Source organism: Gluconobacter sp. Dm-74, from assembly GCF_018256135.1.
Taxonomy (GTDB): Bacteria; Pseudomonadota; Alphaproteobacteria; order Acetobacterales; family Acetobacteraceae; genus Gluconobacter; species Gluconobacter cadivus.
Genome location: NZ_JAERLX010000001.1, coordinates 273275 through 298238 on the forward strand (window position 1 = coordinate 273275; position 24964 = coordinate 298238).

Genomic DNA, 24964 nt, shown 5'->3' on the forward strand with positions numbered 1-24964 from the left:
GAGCAAGAAGGGTTCGGACGCGGCGGACCCTAATCTTTCCGTAAAGAACTGCGTGTGAAGCTCCTGTGAACGTCCGATGACAGAATTATGACAGTCAGTCCGACAGTCAGGCTGTCTGCCAGCCCAGCCCGACGATCGCCACCCGCCGCCCCAGCGGCGTATCCTGAAGAACGATGACTTCCCGCTCTTCCAGATAGTTGAGCTGACGGCGCGCGCGGCCCAAAGAATGCGTCCCATAGGCGCGGGCCAGTGCATCATCGTCCGGGCAGGTTTCCGCATCCAGCGCTGTCCGGGCCAGCAGCAGAAAAACCCCCTGCACGTCTTCCGGCAGGGTTGCGGCGACTGTCTGGGCCTGCTTCCACTCCTCGCTGTCGGAGCGCTCCCGGTCCATCCCGGCGCGGATCGTGGCCAGCATCCGGTTGAAAGACCCCAGTTCCAGCACATTGCGCGACAGGCCCTGAATGCGCGCCCGAAGCTGGAAGTCCTGATACAACGTCGCCAGCGGTTTGTAGTCCGAACCTTCTCCGGCCACGACTTCGGCGACCAGTGACCAGAGCTGATCGGGATCGGCCTCGACGCTCACGGCTGCGGGGACGGGTTCCTCGGCCTCGCGCTCGGCACCATAGGCATCGAGTTGAGCGAGGAGATCCGGCGGAGGAGGGCGGGTTTCCCGACGGGCGCGGGGCGTGAACTCATGAACGGGTTCGAGAATGATGTCCCGCAGGTCTTCGGCGGAAACAGGCTCAAGCGGCACGAGAACCGGGCCGGTAGCGTGGCTTGCGGTCGTTACGGGGCCGATGGCCACGAGTTTTGGCCGTCGGCTCAGGGCCGGGCCGAGTGCCATGAACTGACCGCGCGCCAGATCGCGGAAGGATTCTGCCGCCCGACGCTCCATACCCAGAAGATCGGCTGCTCGCGCCATATCAATATCAAGGAAGGTCCGGCCCATCAGGAAGTTGGACGCTTCTGCCGCAACGTTTTTCGCCAGCTTTGCCAGACGCTGAGTGGCGATCACGCCCGCCAGACCGCGTTTTCGGCCACGGCACATGAGGTTCGTCATGGCGCCAAGCGACAGACGGCGTGCTTCGTCCGATGTGTCGCCGCTGGCCACGGGTGCGAAAAGCTGGGCTTCGTCCACCACGACGAGGGCCGGATACCAATGCGCGCGCGGGGCTTCGAACATGCCGTTGAGGAATGCGCCAGCCGCCCGAAGCTGCATTTCGGCTTCGACCTGCTCAAGGTTCAGCACCACAGAGGCCCGATGCGCCCGCACGCGTTCCCCAGCGGCGCGAAGACTGGCTTCGGACTGGTCTTCGACGTCGATCACCAGATGGCCGTAATGGTCGGCAAGGGTGACGAAATCGCCTTCCGGATCGATCATCACCTGCTGGACGAGGGTTGCCGTCTGCTCCAGCAGGCGCCGCAGAAGATGCGATTTCCCCGAGCCGGAATTGCCCTGAACCAACAGGCGCGTGGCCAGGAGTTCCGGCAGATCAATGCAGGTGTCGGAGCCGTCGCGGCCCTGTCCGAGAACGATGGATGTCATGGCGTCAGGCGATAGCCGAACTAGACGATTCTAGCCACCCAAGGACGCCATTTGCCGCCGCATAAGCGGTGGAAAAACACCCCTGAAGCAGATAGCCGCCCGTCGGCGCTTCCCAGTCCAGCATTTCTCCGGCCACAAACACACCGGGGCGGGATATCTGCATGAAGCGTGTATCTACCACGTCCTGCCGCACGCCGCCTGCGGTCGAAATGGCGCGATCCAGCGCGTCCATGCCGATCAGCGGCAGGGGAAGGGCTTTGAGGGTCCGGGCAAGCTGAAGCGGAGTGGCGTTTTTCGAGGTTGCAAGCCTGAGAAGCTCCCGGGAGGGAGCATCGAGGGCCAGTGCCTTGCGCAGACGGTTGGTCTGGCTTTCGCGTTCGCGCTGGCCCAGCAGACGTTTCAGCACGTCCCCATCCGAAAGTGTCGGACGAAGATCAAGCGTGAGAACCGCTTGCCCGTCGCGCTGGATCGTGTCCCGCAACGCAGCCGAAAGGGCATAAAGTGCTGACCCTTCAAGCCCTCGGGTGGTGATGGTCAGGTCGCCTCGGCTCTGTTGTTCGTCAAAAGACAGGCCGACCGAATGCAGGATACTGCCGTCATACCGTGCTGCGAAATCGGCTGGCCAGTCCGGCACGAAGCCGCAGTTTGCGGGGGCGAAAGGCGCGGTGTCCTCCGGCAGAAGCTCTGCCCAGAGACCGTCCGATCCCAGACGGGACCAGCTTGCGCCGCCCATTGTCAGGAGGGTCGCATCGGCGTGAATCGAAATCCGGCCGTCAGGAGTATCGAAAACAAGGTCCGACCCCGCCCAGCCGACGAAACGATGTCGGGTCCGGATCGCTACGCCCTGCTGCGCCAGACGCTCAAGCCATGCCCGCAGGAGTGGAGAAGCTTTCATGGCTTTGGGAAACACCCGCCCTGAAGAGCCGGAAAAACATGGCTGCCCGAGGCCTTCCGCCCATTGCCGCAGCGCTTCTGGAGGAAAGGCGCGAATAGTGGGTTCGAGCCAGTCGTGCGCGTTACCATAACGCTTCAGAAATCTGTCCAGTGGCTCCGAATGCGTCAGGTTCAGCCCGCTGCGCCCGGCCATGAGCAGCTTGCGCCCCACGCTCGGCATCCGGTCGAAGACCTGCACCCTGCATCCTCGTGCAGACAGGACTTCGGCTGCGAACAGCCCTGCCGGACCGGCTCCGATGATGGCGATGGAGGGGCCGAGGAATGGGGAAGGGGACGCAGCACTCATAGGCGCCTGATTGCCATGTGCGGCAGGGTTTGTCAGGTTCCGCACGACTGGTTCTGGCCGGAAAGGACACACAGATGCAGGTTTTTGAGACAATCGCGGCGTTTCGGACCGCCCGGAAAGCCTATGCAACGCTCGGCTTCGTTCCGACGATGGGCTTCCTGCACGAAGGCCATCTGAGCCTCGTCCGCAGGGCCAAGGCCGAAAACGGTGCGGTGGCCGTCAGCATTTTCGTCAACCCGACGCAGTTCGGACCGAACGAAGACTACGCTTCCTATCCGCGCGATCCGGACCGGGATCTGGCGCTTCTGAAAGATGCCGGAGCCGATCTTGTGTTTCTGCCAACGCCGGACGTGCTTTATCCGAAGGGTTTTGCAACTCGCATTGAAGTCGGCGGCGTTGCGGACGAACTCGAAGGCCAGTCCCGCCCCGGACATTTCTCCGGCGTGGCGACGGTCGTGACGAAGCTGTTCAATATCGTCCAGCCGCAGCGGGCCTATTTCGGACAGAAAGATGCCCAGCAATGCGCGGTCGTCCGGCGTTTTGTGGCGGATCTGGATATCCCGGTCGAAATCTTGGTCTGTGACATCGCGCGCGAAAACGATGGTCTCGCGCGGTCCAGCCGCAATGTGCGTCTGACGCCCGAAAACCGAGAGAAAGCTCCGGCGCTGTATCAGGCCTTGCAGGAAGTCGAGCGGCTGTTCCGCAGCGGTGAACGCAATACGGACGTTCTAGAGGGCGCCTTGCGGGTTAGCCTGATAAAAGCCGGCTTGCCGGACATCGACTATGCCACGGTGGTGAATCCGGACACTTTCCGCCGCGAAGGTCCCTGTTCCGAAAACGCACTGGCGCTTCTGGCTGTGCAGGCAGGGGTGGTCCGGCTGATCGACAATATGCCGCTTTGAGATCCACCTCCTTCGTGCGGTATAAGCATGAACTGCTGACGGACGGAGGATTTCAGACATGCAGAAAACCATCATGCGCCGGGTGGCTCAGGGGCAGGGACGCGAGCCTGCCGATCTGGTTATCCGCAATGTCCGGCTGTTCGATCTGGTTACGGGGGATCTTGTTCCCACCGATATCGCCATCTGCGGCGACCGGATCGTCGGCACTTATGGCGACTATGACGGTCTGCGGACGATTGACGGCGCGGGCCGGATTGCCGTGCCCGGCTTCATTGACACGCATCTGCATGTTGAATCCTCGCTGGTCACGCCGTTCGAGTTCGACCGCTGCGTCCTGCCGCATGGTGTGACGACCGCTATCTGCGATCCGCACGAAATGGCCAATGTGCTGGGCCGCGCTGCATTCGATTATTTTCTGGCGGCCGCCGAGCGGACCATCATGGACTTGCGGGTCAATCTCTCAAGTTGCGTTCCGGCAACGTCGATGGAGACGTCGGGAGCGATCCTGAATGTCGATGATCTTCTGCCTTATCAGGACCATCCGAAAGTGATCGGCCTGGCCGAATTCATGAATATCCCAGGCGTTCTGAACGGCGATCCGGGCTGCATGGACAAGCTCGCGGCCTTTGCGGACGGCTATATCGATGGCCATGCGCCCCTCATGCGCGGCAAGGCCCTCAACGGCTATCTGTCAGCCGGGATTTCGACCGATCACGAGGCGACAGCAGCCGAAGAAGCGCTGGAGAAAGTGCGGAAAGGCATGACAGTTCTGATCCGCGAAGGCTCTGTCTGCAAGGATCTGGAAGCACTGGTTCCGCTACTAAACGTCGCCACATCGCCGTTCTTTGCGTTCTGCACGGATGACCGTAACCCGCTCGAAATTGCTCATGAAGGCCATCTGGATTTTCTCATTCGTCGGGCGATTGAACTGGGCGTGGAGCCTCTGGCTGCATACCGCGCGGCTTCGCTCTCGGCCGCCACCGCCTTTGGTCTGAAAGATCGCGGGCAGATCGCGCCCGGCAAGCGCGCGGATATCGTCCTGCTTGACGATCTGGAACGCTGTCAGGTGTCGGATGTCATTTCCGCAGGTCGTCTGGTGAACGACGCGCTGTTTGCAGAGCGCGAAATCGTAGCGCCCGTTGGGTTGGACAGTGTGCAACTGCCAAGCCCGGTGAGCGCGCGGGATATGCGGATTGAAGGCAGCAGAACAGATCGTCCGGTCATGGGGATCATTCCGGGACAGATCATTACCGAATTCCTGCGTCTGGATCTTCCGGAAGACGATGGTGCCGTTCTGCCTGACCCCGCGCAGGATATCGCAAAGGTCTGCGTCGTGGCGCGGCACGGGCATAACGACAATATCGGGCGCGGTTTTGTCCGCGGCTTCGGCCTCGGACACGGAGCACTGGCATCCTCAGTCGGACACGACAGCCATAATATCTGTGTCGTCGGAACCAGTGACGCCGATATGGCCTGCGCGGTGAACCATCTGGAAAAGACCGGCGGCGGTTTCGTGGCCGTCCGTGATGGACAGGTGCTTGCGGAGCTGCGTCTCCCCGTCGCGGGGTTGATGAGCGATGCACCTTATGAACAGGTGCGTGATGATCTGATCGTGTTGCGACAGGCCGCGAAAGAGATGGGCGTGGTCCTGGAAGAGCCGTTCCTGCAACTGGCGTTCCTGCCCCTCCCGGTCATTCCTCATCTCAAGATTACGGATTTCGGAATGATCGACGTTCGGACCATGAGTCTGGTCTGACATTTTGGCTGCCTTCGTGGCAGCCATGAATACTATGTCTGCAATTCAGTGTTTTGGAAATTATTTCTATACACCGTAGCAAAGATTCTTGGAGAGCATGTTGAGAAAAATATTAACTAAACAGTTATAAAATAATATGGCATCCTCAATAGAAAGTCTGACGCTGTTGTGACGAGAGAGGATCCTGTTTTGGGCCAAAAAACTGCAATTATCTTTGTTGCGGATAGAAATTTTCTGGTGCCCAGCATCCTCGCGATGCTTCAGACCAGTCGCCAGAAAGATACGATGAATGTCGCGGATCTATTCCTGTTCACGACAGATCTTGATGATACGGATTTCCGCACGATCACCGATCTCGTCACATCTCACGGAATTACGACGATCAGTCTTGATCTTGATAAAGTATTGAGTGAACAGGAAACGCTCTCGTTCAGAAAAACACATATTTCCATTTCAGCTCTGGGCCGTTTCTTTACCGGATCTTACATAGATTCCAAATATGAAAACATCCTCTATATTGATGGAGATGTTCAGGTTGTTGGATCAATTTTTGATTTGGCAAATGCTGATATTCCGGATGACAAGATACTCGGTGTCATTGACCGACAGTTCCTTAAAGCAAAGGAGCGTGATAAATCCGGAGAAAAAACACGCGAATACCTCAAAAAGCTTGGAATCCTGCATGAGGTAGATTATTTCAATTCAGGTGTTCTGGCCGCAAAGCGTGAAACGTGGATCAATCTTTGTAAAGAAGCATTCGATTATTTTGTAAAACATTCCGAAGATTGCATGTTTCACGATCAGAGTGCTTTGAACGCTGTCTGCGCCGGCAGAAGACTGCCCATGTCACCCAAATATAATTTCACGACAATGTTCGCCGAAAACAACCTCCTGAACATTGTTAAGCCGTCGATCATTCATTTTACAGGTGCTGAAAAGCCATGGTTTTCAAAAGCACGTCCTTGGCAGGGACGTTTCATGGCATCCTATGCTGAACTTTTAAAACAGTTCCCGCAGTTGGAGGCTTTCTATTCGCTCAGAGAATACTTTCATTCGTCAGGACAGTCCGGTCTGAACAAAATAGACCGTCACGCGAACAGAATGTGGCTTCTGACCCGAATCCTGACGCCTTGGCGTGTTATCCTGCGACGCCGCAAACTCCTGAACTATCTAGAAACAACGCGATTTTTTATCTGAAGGTCGCTTTGAGGGCCGGGGTGGGCAATAACGTCTTGGCTCCCCTTCCAGCAGGAATTGAGGTTAACCAAAAACCCTAAACGCCTCAAAATCTGGGGAGCATGGTGGACCTGACGCGATTCGAACGCGTGACCTTTGCCTTCGGAGGGCAACGCTCTATCCAGCTGAGCTACAGGTCCATGTGGGTTCAGATAACTGCTTCGGCGGAAGATTGCCAGCCCTCTTTTTTAAAGTTCTGTTGTTCAGACCTGTGATCGGGTGGTGATCATGGAAAACTCTGTGTCTGGGCCGTGGCCTGCCATGCGGCAGCGGCGATATCACCGCCGGAGGGCAGAAAATGCTCCGGTTCGGTCAGCCATGACACGGCATCCTGTGCAGCCCCTCTGCGATCACGGCTGAGAAGATGATGCGCGCCCGGCAGTTCGTCCAGTCGAGTACCAGCAGGCAATCTGCGAAGAAGTCGTGCCGTGAAGGGCGGCAGGACGAACTGGTCCCGGCCTCCAAAAATGATGAGCAGCGGGGTCCGTGTTTTTGGAGCCGCTTCGTAGGCGCTGTGCATTAACAATGTCAGGCCATAAAGCGGATGAATCGTCGAATTATGCAGGGTGAGGGGATCGAAATACATCCGGCGCAGCGCCTGAATATTGTCACTGGCGACGCGATGACCCGGCACTGCCGAGCCGTCCAGTTTCCAGTGTGGGGCAAGAAAATCCATCCCGCCAAGAACTGCTTCCCAAGGTTGGCCGATATTCAGGGCCGCTGGGGCAAGCAGAATTGTACTGCTGATTTGCGGCGTGTCGGTGGTCGCCAGCAGGAGGGCGATGGCACCCCCCATGCTTTCTCCCATGACGTGAATCGGGACGTGCGGATAACGGGCGTGCAGCCAGAGCACCTGCTCGCGGGCGTCCTGCACCAGTCTCGCCGTACTGCTCCATCCGCCACGGTTCGGGGTCTGTCCGAAGCCGCGGATGTCCGGGGCGGCGAGTGTAAAGCCTGCGGAGGTGAAGGTTGGCGCCGCGAATTCCCAGGCGTCCCGGCTGTCGCCATATCCGTGCAGTGCGAGGATGATGCCACGTGGCTCTGATGTGGTGGCGGGATAAAGACGCAGCGGAACACGGGCGCCGTCCGACATGTCGAGCATTAGTGTTGGGGGGATCAGGGCTGTCTCCCGTGCCGTCGGATGCAGGTCCGGCATATGCGGCGTTGTGCACGCCTGTAACGCCAGAAGGCTAATCAGCCCGCAGGAAAGACGTGTGAGGCGGTTTGAAACGGAAAGGAATGGGCCTATCATCGCGCGGATTTTAGAACGTCCGCTCCTTCGGGGCGAGAAGGGAGACATTCGTGCCGTTAGAAAAACCTGATCTGGAAAAGCCTGATTCGGGAAAGCCCCATCTGGTCCTGATCGACGGATCTGGTTTCATCTTCCGCGCCTTCCACGCCCTGCCGCCGATGAGCAGCCCGCAGGGCGTGCCGGTCAATGCGGTTTATGGTTTTACGAACATGCTGACGCGCCTGTTGCGGGATCATGTGGGCACGCATCTGGCCGTGATTTTCGACGCTGGCCGCGTGACGTTCCGTAACGAGATTTATCCGCAATACAAGGCGCACCGGCCGGAAGCGCCGGAAGATTTGCGCCCGCAGTTCGGCCTGATCCGCGATGCCACGGCGGCTTTCAATGTGCCGGCGATCGAGCTTGAGGGCTGGGAAGCGGACGATCTGCTCGCCGCTTATGCAAAAGCAGCCGTGGAAGAAGGCGGATGCTGCACCATCATCTCGTCTGACAAGGATCTGATGCAGCTCGTGCGCCCCGGCGTCGAACTGATGGATCCGATGAAGCAGAAGCCAATCCGGGAAGCCGAGGTCGAGGCCAAGTTTGGCGTGCGCCCCGATCAGGTCGTGGACGTTCAGGCGCTGATGGGGGATTCGACGGACAACGTGCCCGGCGTTCCCGGGATTGGTCCGAAAGGGGCAGCGCAACTCGTCAACGAATATGGCACGCTGGAGCAGATCCTCGCGGCTGCTCCGGGTATGAAAGCGTCCAAGCGGCGCGACAATCTGATCGAACATGCCGAGGCCGCGCGCATGTCCCGCAAGCTGGTGCTGCTGGACGAGAACGCGCCGATGCCGCAGCCGATCAGTGAATTGGGATGCCGCGAGCCGGTTCGCGAAACGCTGCGGGACTGGCTGGAGGAGATGGGTTTCCATTCCACCATCCAGCGCATGGGCCTTGGTCTGGCGGCCAAGCCACGCCCCTTCACGCGCCAGATCGTTCGGCCCGAAGACAAGGCTGCTGAACGCGACGAAGCTGCGGCCGTCACGATCCCCGACGCGCCTTATGGCCCCTACGAAACCGTCACGGATCTGGAGACGCTGGACCGCTGGATCGCCGAGGCCCGGACGGCGGGTGTGGTGGCTGTCGATACCGAGACGGACAGCCTGAATGCGCGTCAGGCCAATATGGTTGGGCTGTCGCTGTCGGTTGCGCCGGGAAAAGCCTGTTATGTGCCGTTCCTGCACGAGACCGTCCGCGACCTTCTGGAAGAAGACTCGACTGGTGAAGCCGCCGTCCGCCAGTTGGACCGTACTGAGGCGCTAGAGCGTCTGAAGCCTCTTTTACAGGATGCGTCTGTCCTGAAGGTGTTCCAGAACGCGAAATATGATCTGACTGTCTTTCGGGGCGCTGGCATTCCCGAAATCACGCCGATCGACGACACGATGCTGATTTCCTATGCCCAGTCCGCCGGTGAGCACGGGCAGGGGATGGACGAACTTTCCGAACTGCATCTGGGGCACACGCCTGTTCCCTATGATTCCGTGACGGGAACAGGACGCAAGCGCATTCCGTTCGCACAGGTCGCGATCGAGGCAGCGACGGCCTATGCCGCCGAGGATGCTGATGTCACGCTTCGTCTGTGGCAGGTGCTGCGTCCGCAGTTGCGGACCCGTCAGGCACTGGCGTTGTATGAAGAAATCGAACGTCCGCTGATCCAGATCCTGACGGATATGGAGGATGTCGGCATCAAGGTAGACGCCACCGAACTGCGCCGCATGTCCGTTGATTTCGCCGAACGCATGGGCACCATCGAGCAGGAGATCCACGAGCAGGTGGGGCGGAGCTTCAATGTCGGTTCCCCCAAGCAGCTTGGCGAAATCCTGTTCGACGAAATGAGTCTCCCCGGCGGCAAACGAACGAAAAGCGGAAACTGGGGCACCGATTCTGGCGTGCTGGAAACGCTGGCCGAGCAGGGACACGACTTGCCGCGCAAGATTCTGGACTGGCGGCAACTGGCCAAGCTAAAATCGACCTATGCCGATGCGCTGGTCCAGCAGATGGATCAGGATACGCAGCGGGTTCACACGTCCTTCCAGATGGCCATCACCACGACGGGCCGTCTGTCGTCCAACGAGCCGAACCTTCAGAATATCCCCATCCGTACCGAAGAAGGCGCACGCATTCGCAAGGCGTTCGTTGCCGCTCCCGACTGCGTTCTGTTGTCGGCGGATTACAGCCAGATCGAGCTGCGCCTTCTGGCTCATGTCGCACAGATCGAGCCGCTGCTTGAGGCGTTCCGTCTGGGGCAAGATATTCATGCCCGCACAGCGTCTGAAGTGTTCGGTATTCCGCTTGAAGGTATGGACCCGCTGACCCGTCGCCGGGCCAAGGCCATCAATTTCGGCATTATTTACGGTATCTCGGCCTTCGGTCTTGCGCAGCAGCTCCAGATTTCGCCGGGCGAAGCGCGGTCCTATATCGACGCCTATTTTGCCCGCTATCCCGGCATCCGCGCCTATATGGAACGGACCAAGGAAGAGGCGAAAAAGCACGGCTATGTCACCACGCCGTTTGGGCGTCGCTGCTATGTGCCGGGCATCGCCGAAAAGAATGGTGCCCGTCGCGCCTATGCGGAGCGTCAGGCTATCAACGCCCCGCTTCAGGGCGGTGCTGCGGATATCATCAAGCGCGCCATGGTCCATCTGGCGCGACGCCTGCCCGAGACGGGCCTGAAGGCGAAAATGGTTCTTCAGGTGCACGATGAACTGCTCTTCGAAGTCGAGGAGCAGGACGCGAAGGCACTGGCGGCGTTTGTCCGCACGGAAATGGAAGGGGCCGCCACACTCGACGTGGCCCTTGAAGTCGAAACCGGTATCGGCCCAAGCTGGGCTGACGCACATTAAAGACAGGAAGGTCATGCAGACCAATCACGAACGCCGCAAGCGGGTCGGCAATCGCATCATCTGGGGCGTTCTCGCTGTGGCGGCCGTTCTGGGATATGTCGGCTTCCACTTTGCGTCCAATGGTGGGCCGGGTCTTCTGGTCCAATCCAACGGGAATGAGGTCGGCGGCAGCTTCCGTCTGGACTCGCTGGGTGAAAGTACCGTCACCGAAGGCGATTTCCACAATACCTGGATGCTGGTCTGGTTCTTCGATGCCAACTGCCCCGAAGATAAGTGCCAGCCGGTGCTCAAGAGCATGGAGCAGGCACTGGTGACGCTCCGCAAAGACGGCATCCGTGTCTCGCCGCTTGCGGTATCGCTCAATCCGTTCGACGAGGCTGATCCGCTTCGGGAATATGTCCTGCCCGTCGCGCCCCATGTCATGCCCTTCACCGGCACCCCGAACATGATCAAGGCCATGACGGAAGAATATCATGCGCCGCTCCAGAAGGAGGGAGACCATTTCGTTCCTGCGCCACAGATCGTCATCATGGACCCGAACGCCCGCTATGCCGGAACAATCCCGGCAGATGGCAACGCGGATGCGCTGATCGCGCGCCTGCGTGAACTTGCGAAGCGCTGAATGATACGGCGGGGGGCTACGCTTCTTGCGGCTGGTCTGTTTCTGGGGCTGGGGGCTTTTCAGGCCCGTGCACAGGACGAGACCCCGCCGGACTGGAACGGCATCACGCTCGGCAGCCCCCATCGTGGCGGCACACTGCATCTGACGGCTGATGGTCCGGGCGGTACGCTGGACCCGCAGATCAATTACGGCACGCAGTACATGCAGGTGTTCCTCAACATGTACGATCCGCTCCTGACGTTTCGTCTGGCGCGCGGAACGGCGGGCCTGGAGGTGGTGCCGGACCTTGCCGATGCCATGCCGGTCATCAGCCCCGATGGCCTGACATGGCGGTTGCATCTCCGCTCCGGCCTGCATTTTTCCGATGGGTCTCCCGTGCGTGTGGAAGACGTGGTGGCGTCTTTCCGCCGGATATATCGTGCCGGAGGCCCGACGGCGGGATCTTTCTATGGCGGTATCGAGGGGGCTGCGGATTGTCTGGCAAAGCCTGACCGCTGCACGCTTCCCGGCGTCGAAGGACATCCGGAGACTGGCGAAATCGTCTTTCACCTGACGAAACCGGACGGCGAATTTCTCTACAAACTGGCCTTCCCCCATGCCGTGATTCTGCCCGCCACAACTCCCGCTCATGATATGGGCGGCACAACCATTCCCGGAACCGGACCATATCGCATCACGCAGTACGATCCCGGACATGGCATGGTTCTGGAGCGCAATCCGTATTTCCATATCTGGAACCCTCAGGCCCAAACAGACGGCTTCGTGGACCGTATTGAATATGATTTCGGTCTTTCGGATGAAGCGCAGGTCACGGCGGTCGAGCAGGGCCGGTATGACTGGATGCTGGACGCCAAGCCGGGGGACCGACTGGGCGAACTCGGCGCGCAATATACGGCGCAGGTCCATATCGAGCCATTGCTGGGTCTGTATTATCTGGCGATGAACACGCACGAAAAACCGTTCACCGATGTGCGGGTGCGTCAGGCCGTCAGCATGGCTGTCAACCGGCATGCCATGACGATCCTGTTTGGGGGCAGCGCGATCTCTGTTCCCCTGTGTCAGATGGTGCCGCACGGTATTCCCGGCGCGGATCTGGGACTGGACTGTCCGCAGGATGTGGAGCGCGCGCGCCGTCTGATCCGTGAAGCGGGGGTGGAGGGGGCGTCGGTCACATTGGTGGTGCCTAACCGTGCCATGGAACTGGGTATGGGCACCTATCTGCGCAATGCCTTGCAGGCAGTAGGCCTGAACGCGCAGCTTCGCCCCATCACGGCGGGCCTTGCGGAATCCTACGAACAGAATACCGCCAACCACGTCCAGATCGCGCTGGCCTACTGGTTCGCGGACTACCCCTCCGCCTCAACTTTCCTCGACGACCTGTTCGGCTGTGACAATTACCATCCCAATTCAGCCGTCTCCCCGAATGTCACTGGCTTCTGCGACCCGCACATCCAGTCTTTGTTCGATCAGGCAAAAGCCCAGATAGACCCGTCAAAAGCTGCCCCGATCTGGCAGGACGCAGGCCATGCCATCATGCAGCAGATGCCCGGTGCTCCGATAATTCAGATGAAGACAGTCGATTTTGTTTCAAAACGGCTCGGGAATTATTATTCGACTCTTCTGAACCACATGCTGTTTTCCCATGTCTGGGTGCAGTGAAGTCCGGGCGGGCGCCAGAGGATGTTTTCAGGAAAACCCTTTTCTGCCTGTTCCGCAACGGGACTGGCAATCGCGCTGGCCTCTCTCGCTTCGGCCGGAGCGGCAGGCCAGACGCTCTGTCAGTCCATTGTTGCGCGTGTGCCTGCCCATCGTGCTGCCCCCGCGACATTGCTGGATCTTCTTGATCACCCCGTAAAGGCGCCGAGACAGTCTTTTGCAGCAGGGGATATTGTTCCTTCCGGAATTTCGGAACGACGGACCTGTGTCTCTGGCGGTGCGGACTGTGCCTGGATTGCCAGCGCCTCGCTGGGAATGATGAGCATGGTGCAGGGCACTGCGGAATGTCTGGATATCCGTTTTGCGCACAGGATCGGCGCGCGGTTTTCGCCAGTGCCGTTACCGGCGGGGATCCATAACTTTCCCTGCTGGGATGAGGGGATATGGTTCGGTACCGTATCGGGTGTGCCGGCGCTGGCGGAAGAAAACGGGGCGTCCGGCGACCGCGCCCGTAGGATGGCGGTATCGATGTGGCATAAGGATGCCTGGCAGAAAGCGTGCCATCTCTTTGAAACGCATTCCATTATGCTGAAGCCCGAGTTTGCGTCCTGTGATGCCGGGGTGCCATGCGCGCAGCTTCAGAAAAAGGCGCAGGTTCTGGCCGGGCAGGCGCAGCGCAGACGTGAAATGCTCATTCCCGCCGAGGGACATTCCAAAACGGACGGGGCGCATGTTGATGCCCGCATGTCGGTTCCGGCTGGCCCGACGCCGGTGAATGGCTATCAGGATATTTTCGGCGCATCGGTTTCAGAGCAGGACGTGGCCGGACGCCGCTACCGCTTTACCGTGGGAGGCGGGATGATTGGATGGCGGATCTATGACGGCTGGCTGGTACGGGTGGAGGCCTTGCCGCAGGGGCAGCCTCCTGTTCCCGTCGCCGGTTTCCAGTTCGCGCGTGTGCCGGATCGGATCCTCTCGCTGAGGGCCTCCCCCTGAAACGGGCTGCTTACAACCCGATATCGTTACGGAAAATCTTGTCCTCCCACTGGATCGCAGACGCCCCTTCATAGGCCAGCTTGCGGGCCTCTTCCGGCGTTGCCGCCTTGGCGCAGACCGTCAGGACACGGCCGCCATCCGCGACCAGAACACCATCCGTCAGCTTCGTTCCAGCATGGAAAACCGAGACGCCTGGAACGGCTTCTGCGCGTTCGATTCCGCTGATCCGACCACCCTTTTTCGGGGCATCCGGATAGCCGTTGGCGGCCAGAACCAGCGAGATCGAATGCTCGTCCGAGAACTCGGCGGCGGCGTGTTCGAGATTGCCCTGTGCCAGTGCGGCAAGAACTGGCAGCAGGTCTGATTGCAGGCGGATCAGCAGGGCCTGTGCTTCGGGGTCGCCAAAACGGACGTTATATTCGATCAGCTTCGGCCCTTCGGTCGTCAGCATCAACCCGGCAAAGATCACCCCCCGGAATGGCGTACCACGACGGACCATCTCGGCCAGCATCGGGCGCACCATGATGTCGAGCGCTTTTTCCTGCATCTCGCGCCCGAAAGCGGGGGGAGGGGAAATTGCTCCCATGCCGCCAGTATTCGGGCCGGTATCACCATCGCCGAGGCGTTTGTGATCGCGGGCGGCACCGATCAGAACAGCTTTGTCGTCCGAGCAGAAGGCAAAAAGCGAGACTTCCTCGCCCACCAGACATTCCTCGATCACGAGCGGCATGCCGAGCCTGCGGATGGCGTCCTCAGCCTCATCCACGCTCTGTGCCACCACGACGCCCTTGCCCCCGGCCAAACCGTCCGCCTTGATGACGATAGGCGCGCCCCGACGACGCACGAATTCGATGGCCGGAGCCTCGTCTTCAAAGCGTTCCCAGCGCGCGGTCGGAATGCCGGCCGCATCGGCCACGTCCTTCGTGAACGCCTTGCTGCCCTCCAGCAGGGCCGCAGCTTTCGTCGGACCGGCGCACGGAATGCCCGCTTCGGCACAGGCGTCTGCCAGACCGGCCACCAGCGGCGCTTCCGGGCCGGGGACGATCAGGTCGATCTTCTGCTCCTGTGCGAACCGGACCAGCCCCGGAACGTCATCGGCTTTCAGCGGAACGAGCGTTGCAACGGACGCCATTCCGGGATTGCCCGGCGCCGCATAAAGAGCGGTCAGGCTCGGCGAGCGCGCAAGACATGTAGCCAGGGCATGTTCACGCCCTCCGGAACCGACCAGCAAAACGCGCATTCCGCTTATCCTTTATTCTGCACTCATGGGCTTCGTTTGAGGGCGTGCGTAGCATAGACTGGCGCCATGATGGAGAGTGATGGCGCGTCGATCCGCGGGAATGTACCGCAATATTCGGTTTCCGAGATTTCCGGTGCGATCAAACGCACTCTGGAGAGCGGATTCGGGCGCGTGCGCGTGCGTGGCGAGATTACCGAACTCAAGCGCTATCCGTCGGGGCATATTTACCTGTCGCTCAAGGATGAGGGCGGTAAGATCGCGGGTGTGATCTGGCGCGGGAGTGTCTCGCGCCTTGGCATGGCACCCGAGAACGGCAACGAGGTCATCGCGACCGGGCGCGTCTCGGCCTATGGCGAACGCTCCAGCTATCAGCTCGTCATCGACCGCATGGAGTTTGCGGGTGAGGGGGCGCTTCTCGCCAATATCGAGCGCCTGCGCCGCAAACTGCTCGAAGAAGGGCTGTTTGACCCCGAGCGCAAGAAGGCTATCCCATTCCTGCCGGCTCTTGTGGGGGTCATTACATCGCGCTCCGGTGCGGTTCTGCACGATATCATCACCACGATCAGCCGCCGCTTCCCACGCGATGTTCTGCTCTGGCCGGTTCCAGTGCAGGGCGAAGGCGCGGCATCCCAGATTGCCGCCGCCATCGAGGGCATGTCCGTTCGCCGTCCGCGCACGCCGGATGTGCTGATCGTTGCGCGCGGCGGTGGCTCTCTTGAAGACCTGATGGCGTTCAACGACGAGCGCGTCCTTCGCGCCGTCGCGGCCTGTCCGGTTCCGGTCATTTCCGCAGTCGGGCATGAGACCGACACGACCCTGATCGATCTTGTCTCAGACCGTCGCGCGCCCACCCCGACCGCCGCCGCCGAAATGGCCGTGCCCCTGCGTTCGGAAATGGTCGCGGACATGGCGCATCGCAATGCGCGTCTGACAGGCTCGCTGACCCGCATCATCCAGACGGCCCGCGCGCGGTTGGATCAGGCCGCCGCCCGTCTGCCCGACCTGCCGGGACTGCTGGATTCCGCTCGAATGCGTCTGGAGGATCGGGGGCAGCGGCTCGATCTGGCGCTGCCGTCCTTCGTCATGCGCGTCCGGCATCGACTTGATGCGCCGGGGATGCATCTGCCATCGCCAGAGCTTCTGATCGGACGCAGCCAAGCGCGTTTGCAGGCACTGCGTCTGCCCGCGCCAGAACTTTTGGTCAGCCGTGCCCGAGCCCGCCTGAACGCCCCTGCTGCCCATCTGCCGAACCCCGAGTTACTGATCGAACGTCGCCGTGCCGCCTTGCAGATGGTGTCCGGCGGTCTGGACGCGGCATGGCAGCGGTCGCTCCAGACCTTCCATTTGCGCACCGAACGCCAGCGCCTGTCGCCAGACGTTCTCAGAAGCGCCATCCGCCTTCAGCAGGCGCGGCTTCAGGGGCTGGGCAGCCATCTTGAAGCCGTCTCGCCCCGCGCCATTCTCAGTCGTGGTTATGTGCTCGTTCAGGATATGAACGGACAGCCTGTTACGAGTGCGGAAGCCCGACCTATTGCTGATCGCGTCGTTCTGTCTTTCGCGGACGGAGATCGTGGCGCAAGACTGGACAGCCTGTCGCCGCAGGGCGATCTTGGGCTTTGATTTCTTCATCCATCTGATCTGCGATCCGGAGTCTGCATGCGTTCGTTCTGGTTGAGTCTCGTTGCCTTGCCACTGCTTGCAGCCTGCGCCGAGCAGCCCACGGCCCCCGCGCGCCCTGCCGCCGCTACGACGCAGGCCCGGATCCCGCCACAGGATTTTGCGCCGGGTCTGGCGGAAGAAGCGCCTGAAGACGGCAAGAAGAAGCTGTTCAATGATCCTTCCGCGCCGCTGAACACACCGCTCTGCGGATCAGCGCTTCAGGAACAGGCACAGGCTGGTGCGGCGCTGTATCCGCAAAGTCTGGCCAGCACGAGTTCCTGTCCGCGCAATGCCTGTTTCCAGCCGCTGACCGGCACCTATATCGCGGCAACCGGGGCGCAGAGCGTCTGCCGCTGAAGCAGGTCACCGCTTCATTCAGTTTCAAAGAAAAAGGCCGGTCAGGATTTCCTGACCGGCCTTTTTTATAGGTGTGGAAAGTGCTGACGGATCAGCGCTTCCACCATCCCGCACGACGCTTCGCCGGAGCGACTTCGTCAATATTTACCGGCTGAAGGATGTTTCCATCCTCGGCAGGCGCCTCAACAGCGGCGGCCTTCGGCGTGCGACGGGTCCGGCCACGCTTCGGCTTGGCAGGCTCTTCCGCTGCGACTTCTACCGGAGCTGCCACGATTTCCGCAGCGGGTTCGGCCGGGGCTTCAGCGGCAACAGCCTTCGGAGCGCGACGGGCCCGGGTCCGGCGGGGCTTGGGTGCCTCTTCGGCTGCGGGTTCTTCTGCAGCCGGAGCAGGAGCGACGTCTGCCGCAGGGGCTTCCAGAACCGTCTCGGCAGGAGCGGCATCCACCGCCTTGGCACGGGCCGGGCGACGTCCACGACCACGGCGGGGCTTCGGAGCCTCTTCCGTTGCCGAAGCTTCCGCTACTGGAGCTTCGGTTGCGGGCTCTTCCACGACAACGACCGTTTCGACAGCCGGAGTATGCTCGATCACAACATCCGTAGGGATGCTGATCCCGGTCTGAAGGGCCTGTGTCGTCCCTTCAAATTCCGCCTGTTCGATCACGTCGAAGATGTCGAAGCTGCCACCGAACGGATCGGCAGGCGTGGGCCCCGTATAGCGATGCTGGACGGGACGCTCCTCGCGTTCTTCCCAGCGGCGCGGGTTGCGGGCGACGGGCGCCGGTGCGGCAGGACGCGCTGCGGGAGCAGGACGCCGGGGTGCCACCTCGCGGGCTTCGGCCAGCGGCTCTGCGTGGGGTGCTTCGGAGCCTTCGGTCTCCTTGACGACGCGCTTGAAGCGGGTGCGACGGCGGCCCGGAATGATGCCGTTTTCGTCGGCACTGTCCGCAACCTGGGTCTCACGCTCTTCGGGCGCATGGACGATATGGTCCTGCGGTGCGTCCGCTGCGACGTCTCCGTTATGCTCGCGACGACCGCCACGACGGCGACGGCGACGGCGGCGGCGGCCATCGTTGCTGTCCTCGTGACCTTCCGACGGCACAACATCCTCGATGATTTCCGCATCGACGACCGGCGTTTCCGTTCGTAGGGCGATCGGAGCCTGTTCTTCGATGATTTCGATCGTGCGGACGCTTTCCGGCGGACGCTCCATGGCGCGTTCCGTCCGTTCCGGAGCACGGGCCTGTGCCGGAGCCGGGATCTGGGCTTTCAGACGTTCGATCCGCATATCTGCCGCTGCAAGGTTTTCTTCTGTGCGGAAGACGACCTGCATGCGATGATGGCGTTCGATATCCGCAAGCCACGAGCGCTTGTGGTTGAGAATATAAAGCGCGATCTCGGAGCCGACATAGACTTCGATTTCGGCTGAGCGCTGGCGTGCGCCTTCTTCGTCAATGGCGCGCAGAACGTGCAGGGCCGAGCTTTCCGTCCCGCGGATGAAGCCGGTGCCCTGACAATGCGGGCAGGGCGTGAGGACGGATTCTGCGATGGACGGACGCAGGCGCTGGCGGGACATTTCCAGCAGACCGAAATGGGAAATATGCCCGACCTGGATGCGCGCACGGTCGGAGCGCAGGGCTTCCTTGAGGCGCTTTTCCACCTGTGCATTGTGGCGACGGCTTTCCATGTCGATGAAATCGATCACGACGAGCCCGGCCAGATCGCGCAGACGGAGTTGGCGACCCACTTCCTCGGCGGCTTCGAGGTTCGTGCGCAGGGCCGTTTCCTCAATGTTGCGCTGCGACGTGGACTTGCCGGAGTTCACGTCGATGGCGACGAGCGCTTCGGTCTGGTTGATGACCAGATAGCCGCCCGAAGGCAGGCGAGCGGTTGGCGAGAACATCGCGTCCAGATGGTGTTCGACATTATAGCGCGCAAACAGGCTCTGGCCGCGGTTCTGCCACAGCTTCACCTTGTTGGCGTTGCTCGGCATCAGCAGGCGCATGAACTCGCGTGCGCTCTTCCAAGCGGCTTCGCCATCCACGAGGATGTCTTCGATGTCCTTGGAAAACAGATCGCGAATGACGCGCTTGATGAGGCTTGCTTCCTCATAAACCAGCGTCGGCGCGACCGAGGACAGGGCGTGGGAGCGGATATCATCCCAGAGTTGCAGCAGATATTCGCAGTCGCGCGTCACTTCCTGCGCCGGGCGTCCGGCACCAGCCGTGCGGACGATCATCGCCATGGACTTCGGCAGGTCCAGTTCCGCAATCACGTCGCGCAGACGGCGGCGGTCAGCATCGGACGTGATTTTACGCGAGACGCCACCGCCACGCAGGGCGTTTGGCATCAGGACACAATAGCGACCGGCAAGGGAGATGTAGGTGGTCAGGGCCGCGCCCTTGTTGCCGCGCTCTTCCTTGACGACCTGCACCAGCAGCACCTGACGGCGGCGGATGACTTCCTGAATCTTGTAGTTGCGCAGGAAACGGGCCGTGCGCCGCGACGATGCGCTTTCCTCGCCCGTATCATGCTCGCCACCGACGGTTTCGGGCGCACGACGGTCGTGATTGTCACCGTCTTCGCTTTCGGAGGCGTCTTCGGAAACCGTTTCGTTGTCGGTCGCATCTTCGGCATCACCGCGTTCGGCAATTTCCTCTTCCTGGAGCGCGATGAGCTTTTCGCGATCTGCGACAGGAATCTGGAAATAGTCCGGGTGGATTTCGCTGAAGGCAAGGAAGCCGTGGCGGTTGCCGCCATATTCGACGAAAGCGGCCTGAAGGCTCGGCTCTACGCGAATGACCTTGGCAAGATAAATATTGCCCTTGAGCTGCTTCTTGGTCGATGTCTCGACGTCGTAATCTTCGACGCGGTCACCATCCATGACCACAACACGCGTTTCTTCCGCGTGCGTGGTGTCGATGAGCATACGCTTGGTCATGGAACACTGAACTCCACGACGCTCCGCAATGGCTGCCTGGGCCGGGGGGAACGTCAGATTGTGTGGGGTGGGGGGAACGGCGCAGTCCGAACGCACAGCGACGGGACATGTTGGGTCCCGTTTCACTGAGGTTGTTGGCTGCGAGCACGTTGAGTGACATTCGTCCCCTGAACAGACGGCCGGTCCGGAACTCCGGAGCCGGATGAAAAACCTGATCCGGACGGGCGTCTGGCCTGTACCGGAGTGACATATCACCAGTTCGATCCGGTCAGGACAGGGTGCGGAAGGCTAGTCGCGCATCTGTCAAACGACGGGACGTCGTGGCGGAGACAGGAAAAGGCGGGAGCGGCACGGGAAAGGTTAAGGCCCGTATCCGGTCGGACCGCGCTTTACAGGTCCCTGTCGCGCAGGATGACCGAAACTGCTGTCTGTGGCAAGTCCGGGGTAGAGGCGGCATTTTTCATTTCTGCGTGGGGCGATGTCGGCCTAAGCCTTCTGCCATGTTCCTGACAGGGTTTGGTGCTGTATGGTGGTTTCGTCATTCACCGCTGCAACCGGGAAACAAGGGATGCTGACGCGACGCATATTGGCTTTCGGCGGTCTTTCGGGAGTGTCTCTGCTGACGCCTCTGACAGCCTTCGGACGTCACCCGGTTCACGTAAAGCTGCACGCTCCCGCCGTGCATCGTGGTGCGCTGCCCCCGAAACCTCTTGTGATGCTGGACCCCGGACATGGTGGCAAGGACCCTGGCGCCATCGGGGTTTCAGGCACCTATGAAAAACATATTGCCGAAGCCGCTGCGTCCGAACTGAGCCGCCAGCTTATGGCCTCGGGCCGGTACCGTGTTGCCATGACCCGTTCCGAAGACCGGTTCATTCCGCTTGAAGGACGTGTCGAACTGGCGCAACGGCATCAGGCGCATCTCTTTATTTCCATGCATGCCGATGCCCTGCATGACAGGGATGTGCGGGGCGCGAGCGTCTATACACTTTCAGGCGGGGCGTCGGACGCGCAGACAGCATCTCTTGCACGGACGGAGAACAGTGCCGATCGCTTTGCCGGACCGGCATTCCACGGCATGTCGCCCGACGTACAGCAGATCCTTGCGAGCCTTGTTTCGGAAGAAACGCGTCGGGGGTCGGCCCATATGGCGGCCAGTGTCGTCAATTCGTTCCGGAACAGGATCGGGCTCCTGACCCATCCTTCGCGGCATGCGGCCTTCGTGGTTTTGAAATCTTCCGAAATTCCATCGGTTCTGGTCGAGATGGGGTTCATGTCGAACCGGCTGGATGAAGCGGCCCTGCGTCAGGCAGTGCACCGCACACAGGTCGCCAGCGCCATGAAAACCGCCATAGACCGTTATTTCGCAACGCATTCCGGTGTCATGACCGGCTGACCCGCTTTGTGCGCGGGGGAGACTTTATGATCATGCGGGTTGCGCATGGCGCAAGAATCGGTAATTTAACGCAGCCATGACGTTTCTTTCGATCCTCTCGCTTCGACTTATCGGCCCCTGAACGCCTTATTCTAGGCGGACAGCGCTCCGTTGCGTTCAGGGGATAACAGACCGAAAGCCACCCTGAACCAGACGAGACGATCACAATCATGACTTTTCATCACCCGTCCTTCGGCACCATCGCCGACGACCGCGTCATCATTTTCGACACCACGCTGCGCGACGGCGAACAGTCCCCCGGCTTTTCGATGAACCTCGAAGAGAAGCTCCGCATGGCTCATGCGCTCAGCGCTCTGGGCGTTGACGTGATCGAGGCCGGGTTCCCCGTGGCGTCCGAAGGCGATTTCGAGAGCGTGCGCCGGATTGCCGAGGACGTTCGTGGTTCGGTGATCTGCGGTCTGGCCCGCAGTGGTGGCAAGCGGGATATTGAATCCTGTGGCGAGGCGCTGAAGAAGGCCGAGCGTCCGCGTATTCATAACTTCATTTCCACGTCTCCGCTGCACATGAAATATAAGCTACGGATGGAGCCGGAAACTGTTCTGGACATCATCGCGTCCGGCAACCAGAAGGCGCGCCAGTACACGGATGACGTAGAATGGTCTGCCGAGGATGGTTCGCGGACCGATCCCGACTTCCTGTGTCGCTGTGTAGAAATGGCGATCCGCAATGGCGCGAACACGATCAACATTCCCGATACGGTCGGCTTCGCCACGCCGGAAGAAATGCGTGCGATCTTCACTATGCTGCGCGAGCGCGTTCCGGGTGCGGATCAGGTGATTTTCTCGGCCCATAACCACAACGATCTGGGCCTCGGCGTTGCCAACACGCTGGCGTCTGTTGAGGGCGGGGCGCGTCAGATCGAATGCACAATCAACGGCATCGGCGAGCGCGCAGGCAATGCCGCGCTTGAAGAAATCGTCATGGCCCTGCGGACCCGTCACGACCAGTACGGCAAGGTGACCGGCATCGAGACGACGAAGCTGCTGGGCATGTCCCGCATGCTGGCGACGATCACGGGCTTTGACGTGCAGCCGAACAAGGCCATCGTCGGGCGCAATGCATTCGCGCATGAAAGCGGCATCCATCAGGACGGAATCCTGAAAAACGCTGCGACCTACGAAATCATGACACCGGAGAGCGTGGGTTGGAACAAGACCTCGCTGGTCATGGGCAAGCATTCCGGCCGCGCGGCGTTCCGCGACAAGCTGGCGCAGCTCGGCTATCCGCCGCTGGAAGACGAGGCTCTGAACGCTGCTTTTGCGCGTTTCAAGGATCTGGCTGACAGCAAGAAAGTCGTGTTCGACGACGATATCCGCGCCCTTGTCGATGACGAGAGCCGCGATCATGAGCGGGTCCACCTGATCTCGTTGGAACTGGCTTCCGGGACGAAGCAGAAGTCTCAGGCCAAGCTCGAAATCAGCGTGGACGGCGCCATTCAGTACGCTGCGGTCAGTGGTAACGGCCCGGTCGATGCCGCTTTCCGCGCCATTGGTGAAGCGTTCCCGCACACAGCCGAACTGGCGCTGTTCTCGGTGGCGAACGTCACGGAAGGCACGGATGCTCAGGCGCGTACGACCGTGCGTTTGCAGGAAAACGGCAAGCTTGTGGACGGGCAGGGGGCTGATGCCGATACGGTGGTGTCCGCTGTCCGTGCCTATATTCATGCACTGAACAAGCTCCTGACCAAGCGTGAGCGTCGGGAGCCGGAAGCTCTGTCCTGATCCAACCGAAACGGTTTTCCTTTAGTCAGCGGGCATGCAGAGGATCTCTGCATGCCCGTTTTTTTTGTCCGTCACACATATTAACTATAGAATATAGTTTATATAAGCAGTAGACAAATATAACACGATCGGTATGGTTTTCTTATCTGGCCGGACAAGGAACCCTCATGCCGCATTCATGGCTCTATACGCTTTCAGGACTGCTGGTAGGCTTTCTGGTTGGAATGACCGGCGTGGGCGGTGGCTCCCTGATGACCCCGCTGCTGATCCTGCTTTTCGGCGTTAAACCGCAATCGGCGGTCGGCACTGATCTGCTTTATGCCGCTATTACCAAGATCTTCGGGACGGCACTCAATCGCCATCACGGTGTTGTACGCTGGAGGATCGTTTTTCTTCAGATAGCTGGAAGTCTTCCGGCGGGTTTGCTGTGCCTGATTTTCTTGCGTCATTTTGGTCCGAGCCCGTTCATCTCGAAACTCATCACCGAAGTGCTGGGCATCGCACTTTTGCTGACGGTACCTGCCATCCTGTTCAAGCCGTGGCTCCAGAAATGGTCTGCCAATGCTGGTACGCTGCGTCCGCAGACGGTGGATGTGCTGACGGTCGTTCTGGGTGTCGTTCTCGGAACGCTGGTCACGCTGTCATCTGTCGGGGCCGGGGCAATCGGCATGGCCGCGCTGACGGTGCTTTATCCACGTGTCAGTACGCGCGAACTTGTAGCGACGGACATCGCCCATGCCGTACCGCTGGCGCTTCTGGCCGGTGGCGGACACTGGCTTCAGGGCGCGGTCGATTCCGTTGTGCTCGTGGAACTGCTGATGGGGTCCATCCCCGGCATTCTGCTGGGAACGCTTCTGGCAGGACGGCTGCCAGAGGATGCACAGAGATGGTTTCTGGGCATCCTTCTGGCCATTATCGGCCTGAGAATGATCTGAGGCCGATGGGGCAGGGTGTTACGGCTCAGTAGCCGTAATTGCCCGGATAGCTCTGGGCCGGGGGTTGCTGCTGATAGCCACCCTGCTGGGAATATCCGCTATTGGGCGGGTAGGTATTGTTCGGATATCCATTGGGATATTGCGGCTGCTGGCAGTTCGTGTTTGGCGGACACTGGTACTGTGGCTGCATATACTGACCCTGCTGTTGCGAGTAAGCGCCCTGCTGATTGTTGTAATAGCCCTGCTGCTGGCCATAGCCGCTTTGGGAACTGGGGCGGTTAGGTGTGGTGATCGCACCTGCACCGGCACCCAGAACGCCGCCTGCCAGAGCACCGATCGCCGCGCCACGACCGCCGCCAGCCAGCGCGCCGATCGCCGCACCTGTTCCGCCGCCTAAAAGGCCGCCTCCCAGTGCGCGGGAGCCAGGGTTGTAGTTCCCCTCACATCCACCCAGAGCCATGATCGTGGCAAATGCTCCGACCAGCGCCGTGCAGCGCAGGCCAGTATGGGAAAAAGCGGTCCTCATAGTCCGAATCCTTGATCGTCTCTCACGGAGTGAGCGCTGCT

At 60.5% G+C, this 24964-nt stretch carries 18 protein-coding genes and 1 tRNA gene; 12 read left to right on the forward strand and 7 right to left on the reverse strand.

Annotated elements, in window-relative coordinates:
- Positions 1-106 precede the first annotated feature (106 nt).
- Positions 107-1546, reverse strand: a complete 1440-nt coding sequence (locus tag JK208_RS01280) for an ATP-binding protein (protein ID WP_211574046.1) — start codon at positions 1544-1546, stop codon at positions 107-109.
- Between the two features lie 4 nt (positions 1547-1550).
- Positions 1551-2786, reverse strand: a complete 1236-nt coding sequence (locus JK208_RS01285; RefSeq protein ID WP_211574317.1) for a TIGR03862 family flavoprotein — start codon at positions 2784-2786, stop codon at positions 1551-1553.
- A gap of 74 nt (positions 2787-2860) precedes the next feature.
- Here JK208_RS01285 and panC point away from each other — a divergent pair, with 74 nt between their 5' ends.
- The 3 genes from panC to JK208_RS01300 all read left to right on the forward strand — a co-directional run bounded on the left by panC (position 2861) and on the right by JK208_RS01300 (position 6641).
- On the forward strand, positions 2861-3688 hold the full coding sequence (gene panC, locus JK208_RS01290; RefSeq protein WP_211574047.1) for a pantoate--beta-alanine ligase: 828 nt from the start codon (positions 2861-2863) through the stop codon (positions 3686-3688).
- 58 nt (positions 3689-3746) lie between these two features.
- Positions 3747-5444, forward strand: coding sequence for an adenine deaminase (gene ade, locus JK208_RS01295; RefSeq protein ID WP_211574048.1), 1698 nt, complete (start codon positions 3747-3749; stop codon positions 5442-5444).
- Positions 5445-5633: 189 nt separating this feature from the next.
- Complete coding sequence (locus JK208_RS01300; protein ID WP_211574049.1) at positions 5634-6641, forward strand: glycosyltransferase; 1008 nt, start codon at positions 5634-5636, stop codon at positions 6639-6641.
- Positions 6642-6743: 102 nt separating this feature from the next.
- On the opposite strand, the gene JK208_RS01305 is transcribed toward JK208_RS01300, so the two are convergent.
- A tRNA-Arg gene (locus tag JK208_RS01305) sits at positions 6744-6820 on the reverse strand.
- Between the two features lie 86 nt (positions 6821-6906).
- Positions 6907-7836 (reverse strand): alpha/beta hydrolase, encoded by a 930-nt coding sequence (locus tag JK208_RS01310; RefSeq protein WP_249201864.1) that lies wholly within the window; start codon positions 7834-7836, stop codon positions 6907-6909.
- 146 nt (positions 7837-7982) lie between these two features.
- On the opposite strand from JK208_RS01310, the gene polA reads away from it, so the two are divergent.
- The 4 genes from polA to JK208_RS01330 are packed head-to-tail and all read left to right on the forward strand — an operon-like array spanning position 7983 to position 14091.
- A complete protein-coding gene (polA, locus tag JK208_RS01315) occupies positions 7983-10817 on the forward strand; it encodes a DNA polymerase I (protein ID WP_211574051.1) in 2835 nt (944 codons plus the stop codon).
- Positions 10818-10830: 13 nt separating this feature from the next.
- Positions 10831-11439 carry an SCO family protein gene (locus tag JK208_RS01320; RefSeq protein ID WP_211574052.1) on the forward strand — a complete coding sequence of 203 codons (609 nt, stop codon included), beginning with the start codon at positions 10831-10833 and terminating at the stop codon, positions 11437-11439.
- The gene (locus JK208_RS01325) at positions 11440-13098 is read left to right on the forward strand and encodes an ABC transporter substrate-binding protein (protein ID WP_249201865.1); all 1659 of its coding nucleotides are present in this window, start codon (positions 11440-11442) and stop codon (positions 13096-13098) included. It abuts the gene before it with no gap.
- Positions 13099-13119: 21 nt separating this feature from the next.
- Entirely contained in the window at positions 13120-14091 is a 972-nt protein-coding gene (locus JK208_RS01330; RefSeq protein ID WP_211574053.1) for a hypothetical protein, read from the forward strand.
- A gap of 10 nt (positions 14092-14101) precedes the next feature.
- Here the strand turns inward: JK208_RS01330 and purD are convergent, their stop codons facing one another.
- Positions 14102-15331, reverse strand: a complete 1230-nt coding sequence (gene purD, locus JK208_RS01335; RefSeq protein ID WP_211574054.1) for a phosphoribosylamine--glycine ligase — start codon at positions 15329-15331, stop codon at positions 14102-14104.
- 66 nt (positions 15332-15397) lie between these two features.
- Between purD and xseA the strand changes: the two genes are divergently transcribed.
- The gene (gene xseA, locus JK208_RS01340; protein ID WP_211574055.1) at positions 15398-16951 is read left to right on the forward strand and encodes an exodeoxyribonuclease VII large subunit; all 1554 of its coding nucleotides are present in this window, start codon (positions 15398-15400) and stop codon (positions 16949-16951) included.
- A 36-nt stretch (positions 16952-16987) separates the two neighbouring features.
- Complete coding sequence (locus JK208_RS01345) at positions 16988-17347, forward strand: hypothetical protein (protein WP_194261632.1); 360 nt, start codon at positions 16988-16990, stop codon at positions 17345-17347.
- Between the two features lie 91 nt (positions 17348-17438).
- Here the strand turns inward: JK208_RS01345 and JK208_RS01350 are convergent, their stop codons facing one another.
- Positions 17439-20285, reverse strand: coding sequence for an Rne/Rng family ribonuclease (locus tag JK208_RS01350; protein WP_211574056.1), 2847 nt, complete (start codon positions 20283-20285; stop codon positions 17439-17441).
- 568 nt (positions 20286-20853) lie between these two features.
- On the opposite strand from JK208_RS01350, the gene JK208_RS01355 reads away from it, so the two are divergent.
- The 3 genes from JK208_RS01355 (at position 20854) to JK208_RS01365 (ending at position 24397) form a co-directional block, all read left to right on the forward strand.
- Positions 20854-21681 (forward strand): N-acetylmuramoyl-L-alanine amidase, encoded by an 828-nt coding sequence (locus JK208_RS01355; RefSeq protein WP_211574057.1) that lies wholly within the window; start codon positions 20854-20856, stop codon positions 21679-21681.
- A gap of 209 nt (positions 21682-21890) precedes the next feature.
- The gene (locus JK208_RS01360; protein ID WP_194261629.1) at positions 21891-23462 is read left to right on the forward strand and encodes a 2-isopropylmalate synthase; all 1572 of its coding nucleotides are present in this window, start codon (positions 21891-21893) and stop codon (positions 23460-23462) included.
- A gap of 167 nt (positions 23463-23629) precedes the next feature.
- Positions 23630-24397 carry a sulfite exporter TauE/SafE family protein gene (locus JK208_RS01365; protein ID WP_211574058.1) on the forward strand — a complete coding sequence of 256 codons (768 nt, stop codon included), beginning with the start codon at positions 23630-23632 and terminating at the stop codon, positions 24395-24397.
- A 25-nt stretch (positions 24398-24422) separates the two neighbouring features.
- On the opposite strand, the gene JK208_RS01370 is transcribed toward JK208_RS01365, so the two are convergent.
- The gene (locus JK208_RS01370) at positions 24423-24923 is read right to left on the reverse strand and encodes a hypothetical protein (RefSeq protein WP_211574059.1); all 501 of its coding nucleotides are present in this window, start codon (positions 24921-24923) and stop codon (positions 24423-24425) included.
- Positions 24924-24964: the final 41 nt, after the last annotated feature.

Coding starts and splice junctions, on each gene's coding strand:
- JK208_RS01280 (WP_211574046.1), bottom strand. CDS start 1,546: ATGACATCCATCGTTCTCGGACAGGGCCGCGACGGCTCCGACACCTGC.
- JK208_RS01285 (WP_211574317.1), bottom strand. CDS start 2,786: ATGAGTGCTGCGTCCCCTTCCCCATTCCTCGGCCCCTCCATCGCCATC.
- panC (WP_211574047.1), top strand. CDS start 2,861: ATGCAGGTTTTTGAGACAATCGCGGCGTTTCGGACCGCCCGGAAAGCC.
- ade (WP_211574048.1), top strand. CDS start 3,747: ATGCAGAAAACCATCATGCGCCGGGTGGCTCAGGGGCAGGGACGCGAG.
- JK208_RS01310 (WP_249201864.1), bottom strand. CDS start 7,836: ATGCCGGACCTGCATCCGACGGCACGGGAGACAGCCCTGATCCCCCCA.
- JK208_RS01320 (WP_211574052.1), top strand. CDS start 10,831: ATGCAGACCAATCACGAACGCCGCAAGCGGGTCGGCAATCGCATCATC.
- JK208_RS01325 (WP_249201865.1), top strand. CDS start 11,440: ATGATACGGCGGGGGGCTACGCTTCTTGCGGCTGGTCTGTTTCTGGGG.
- JK208_RS01330 (WP_211574053.1), top strand. CDS start 13,120: ATGTTTTCAGGAAAACCCTTTTCTGCCTGTTCCGCAACGGGACTGGCA.
- purD (WP_211574054.1), bottom strand. CDS start 15,331: ATGCGCGTTTTGCTGGTCGGTTCCGGAGGGCGTGAACATGCCCTGGCT.
- xseA (WP_211574055.1), top strand. CDS start 15,398: ATGATGGAGAGTGATGGCGCGTCGATCCGCGGGAATGTACCGCAATAT.
- JK208_RS01345 (WP_194261632.1), top strand. CDS start 16,988: ATGCGTTCGTTCTGGTTGAGTCTCGTTGCCTTGCCACTGCTTGCAGCC.
- JK208_RS01350 (WP_211574056.1), bottom strand. CDS start 20,285: ATGACCAAGCGTATGCTCATCGACACCACGCACGCGGAAGAAACGCGT.
- JK208_RS01355 (WP_211574057.1), top strand. CDS start 20,854: ATGCTGACGCGACGCATATTGGCTTTCGGCGGTCTTTCGGGAGTGTCT.
- JK208_RS01360 (WP_194261629.1), top strand. CDS start 21,891: ATGACTTTTCATCACCCGTCCTTCGGCACCATCGCCGACGACCGCGTC.
- JK208_RS01365 (WP_211574058.1), top strand. CDS start 23,630: ATGCCGCATTCATGGCTCTATACGCTTTCAGGACTGCTGGTAGGCTTT.
- JK208_RS01370 (WP_211574059.1), bottom strand. CDS start 24,923: ATGAGGACCGCTTTTTCCCATACTGGCCTGCGCTGCACGGCGCTGGTC.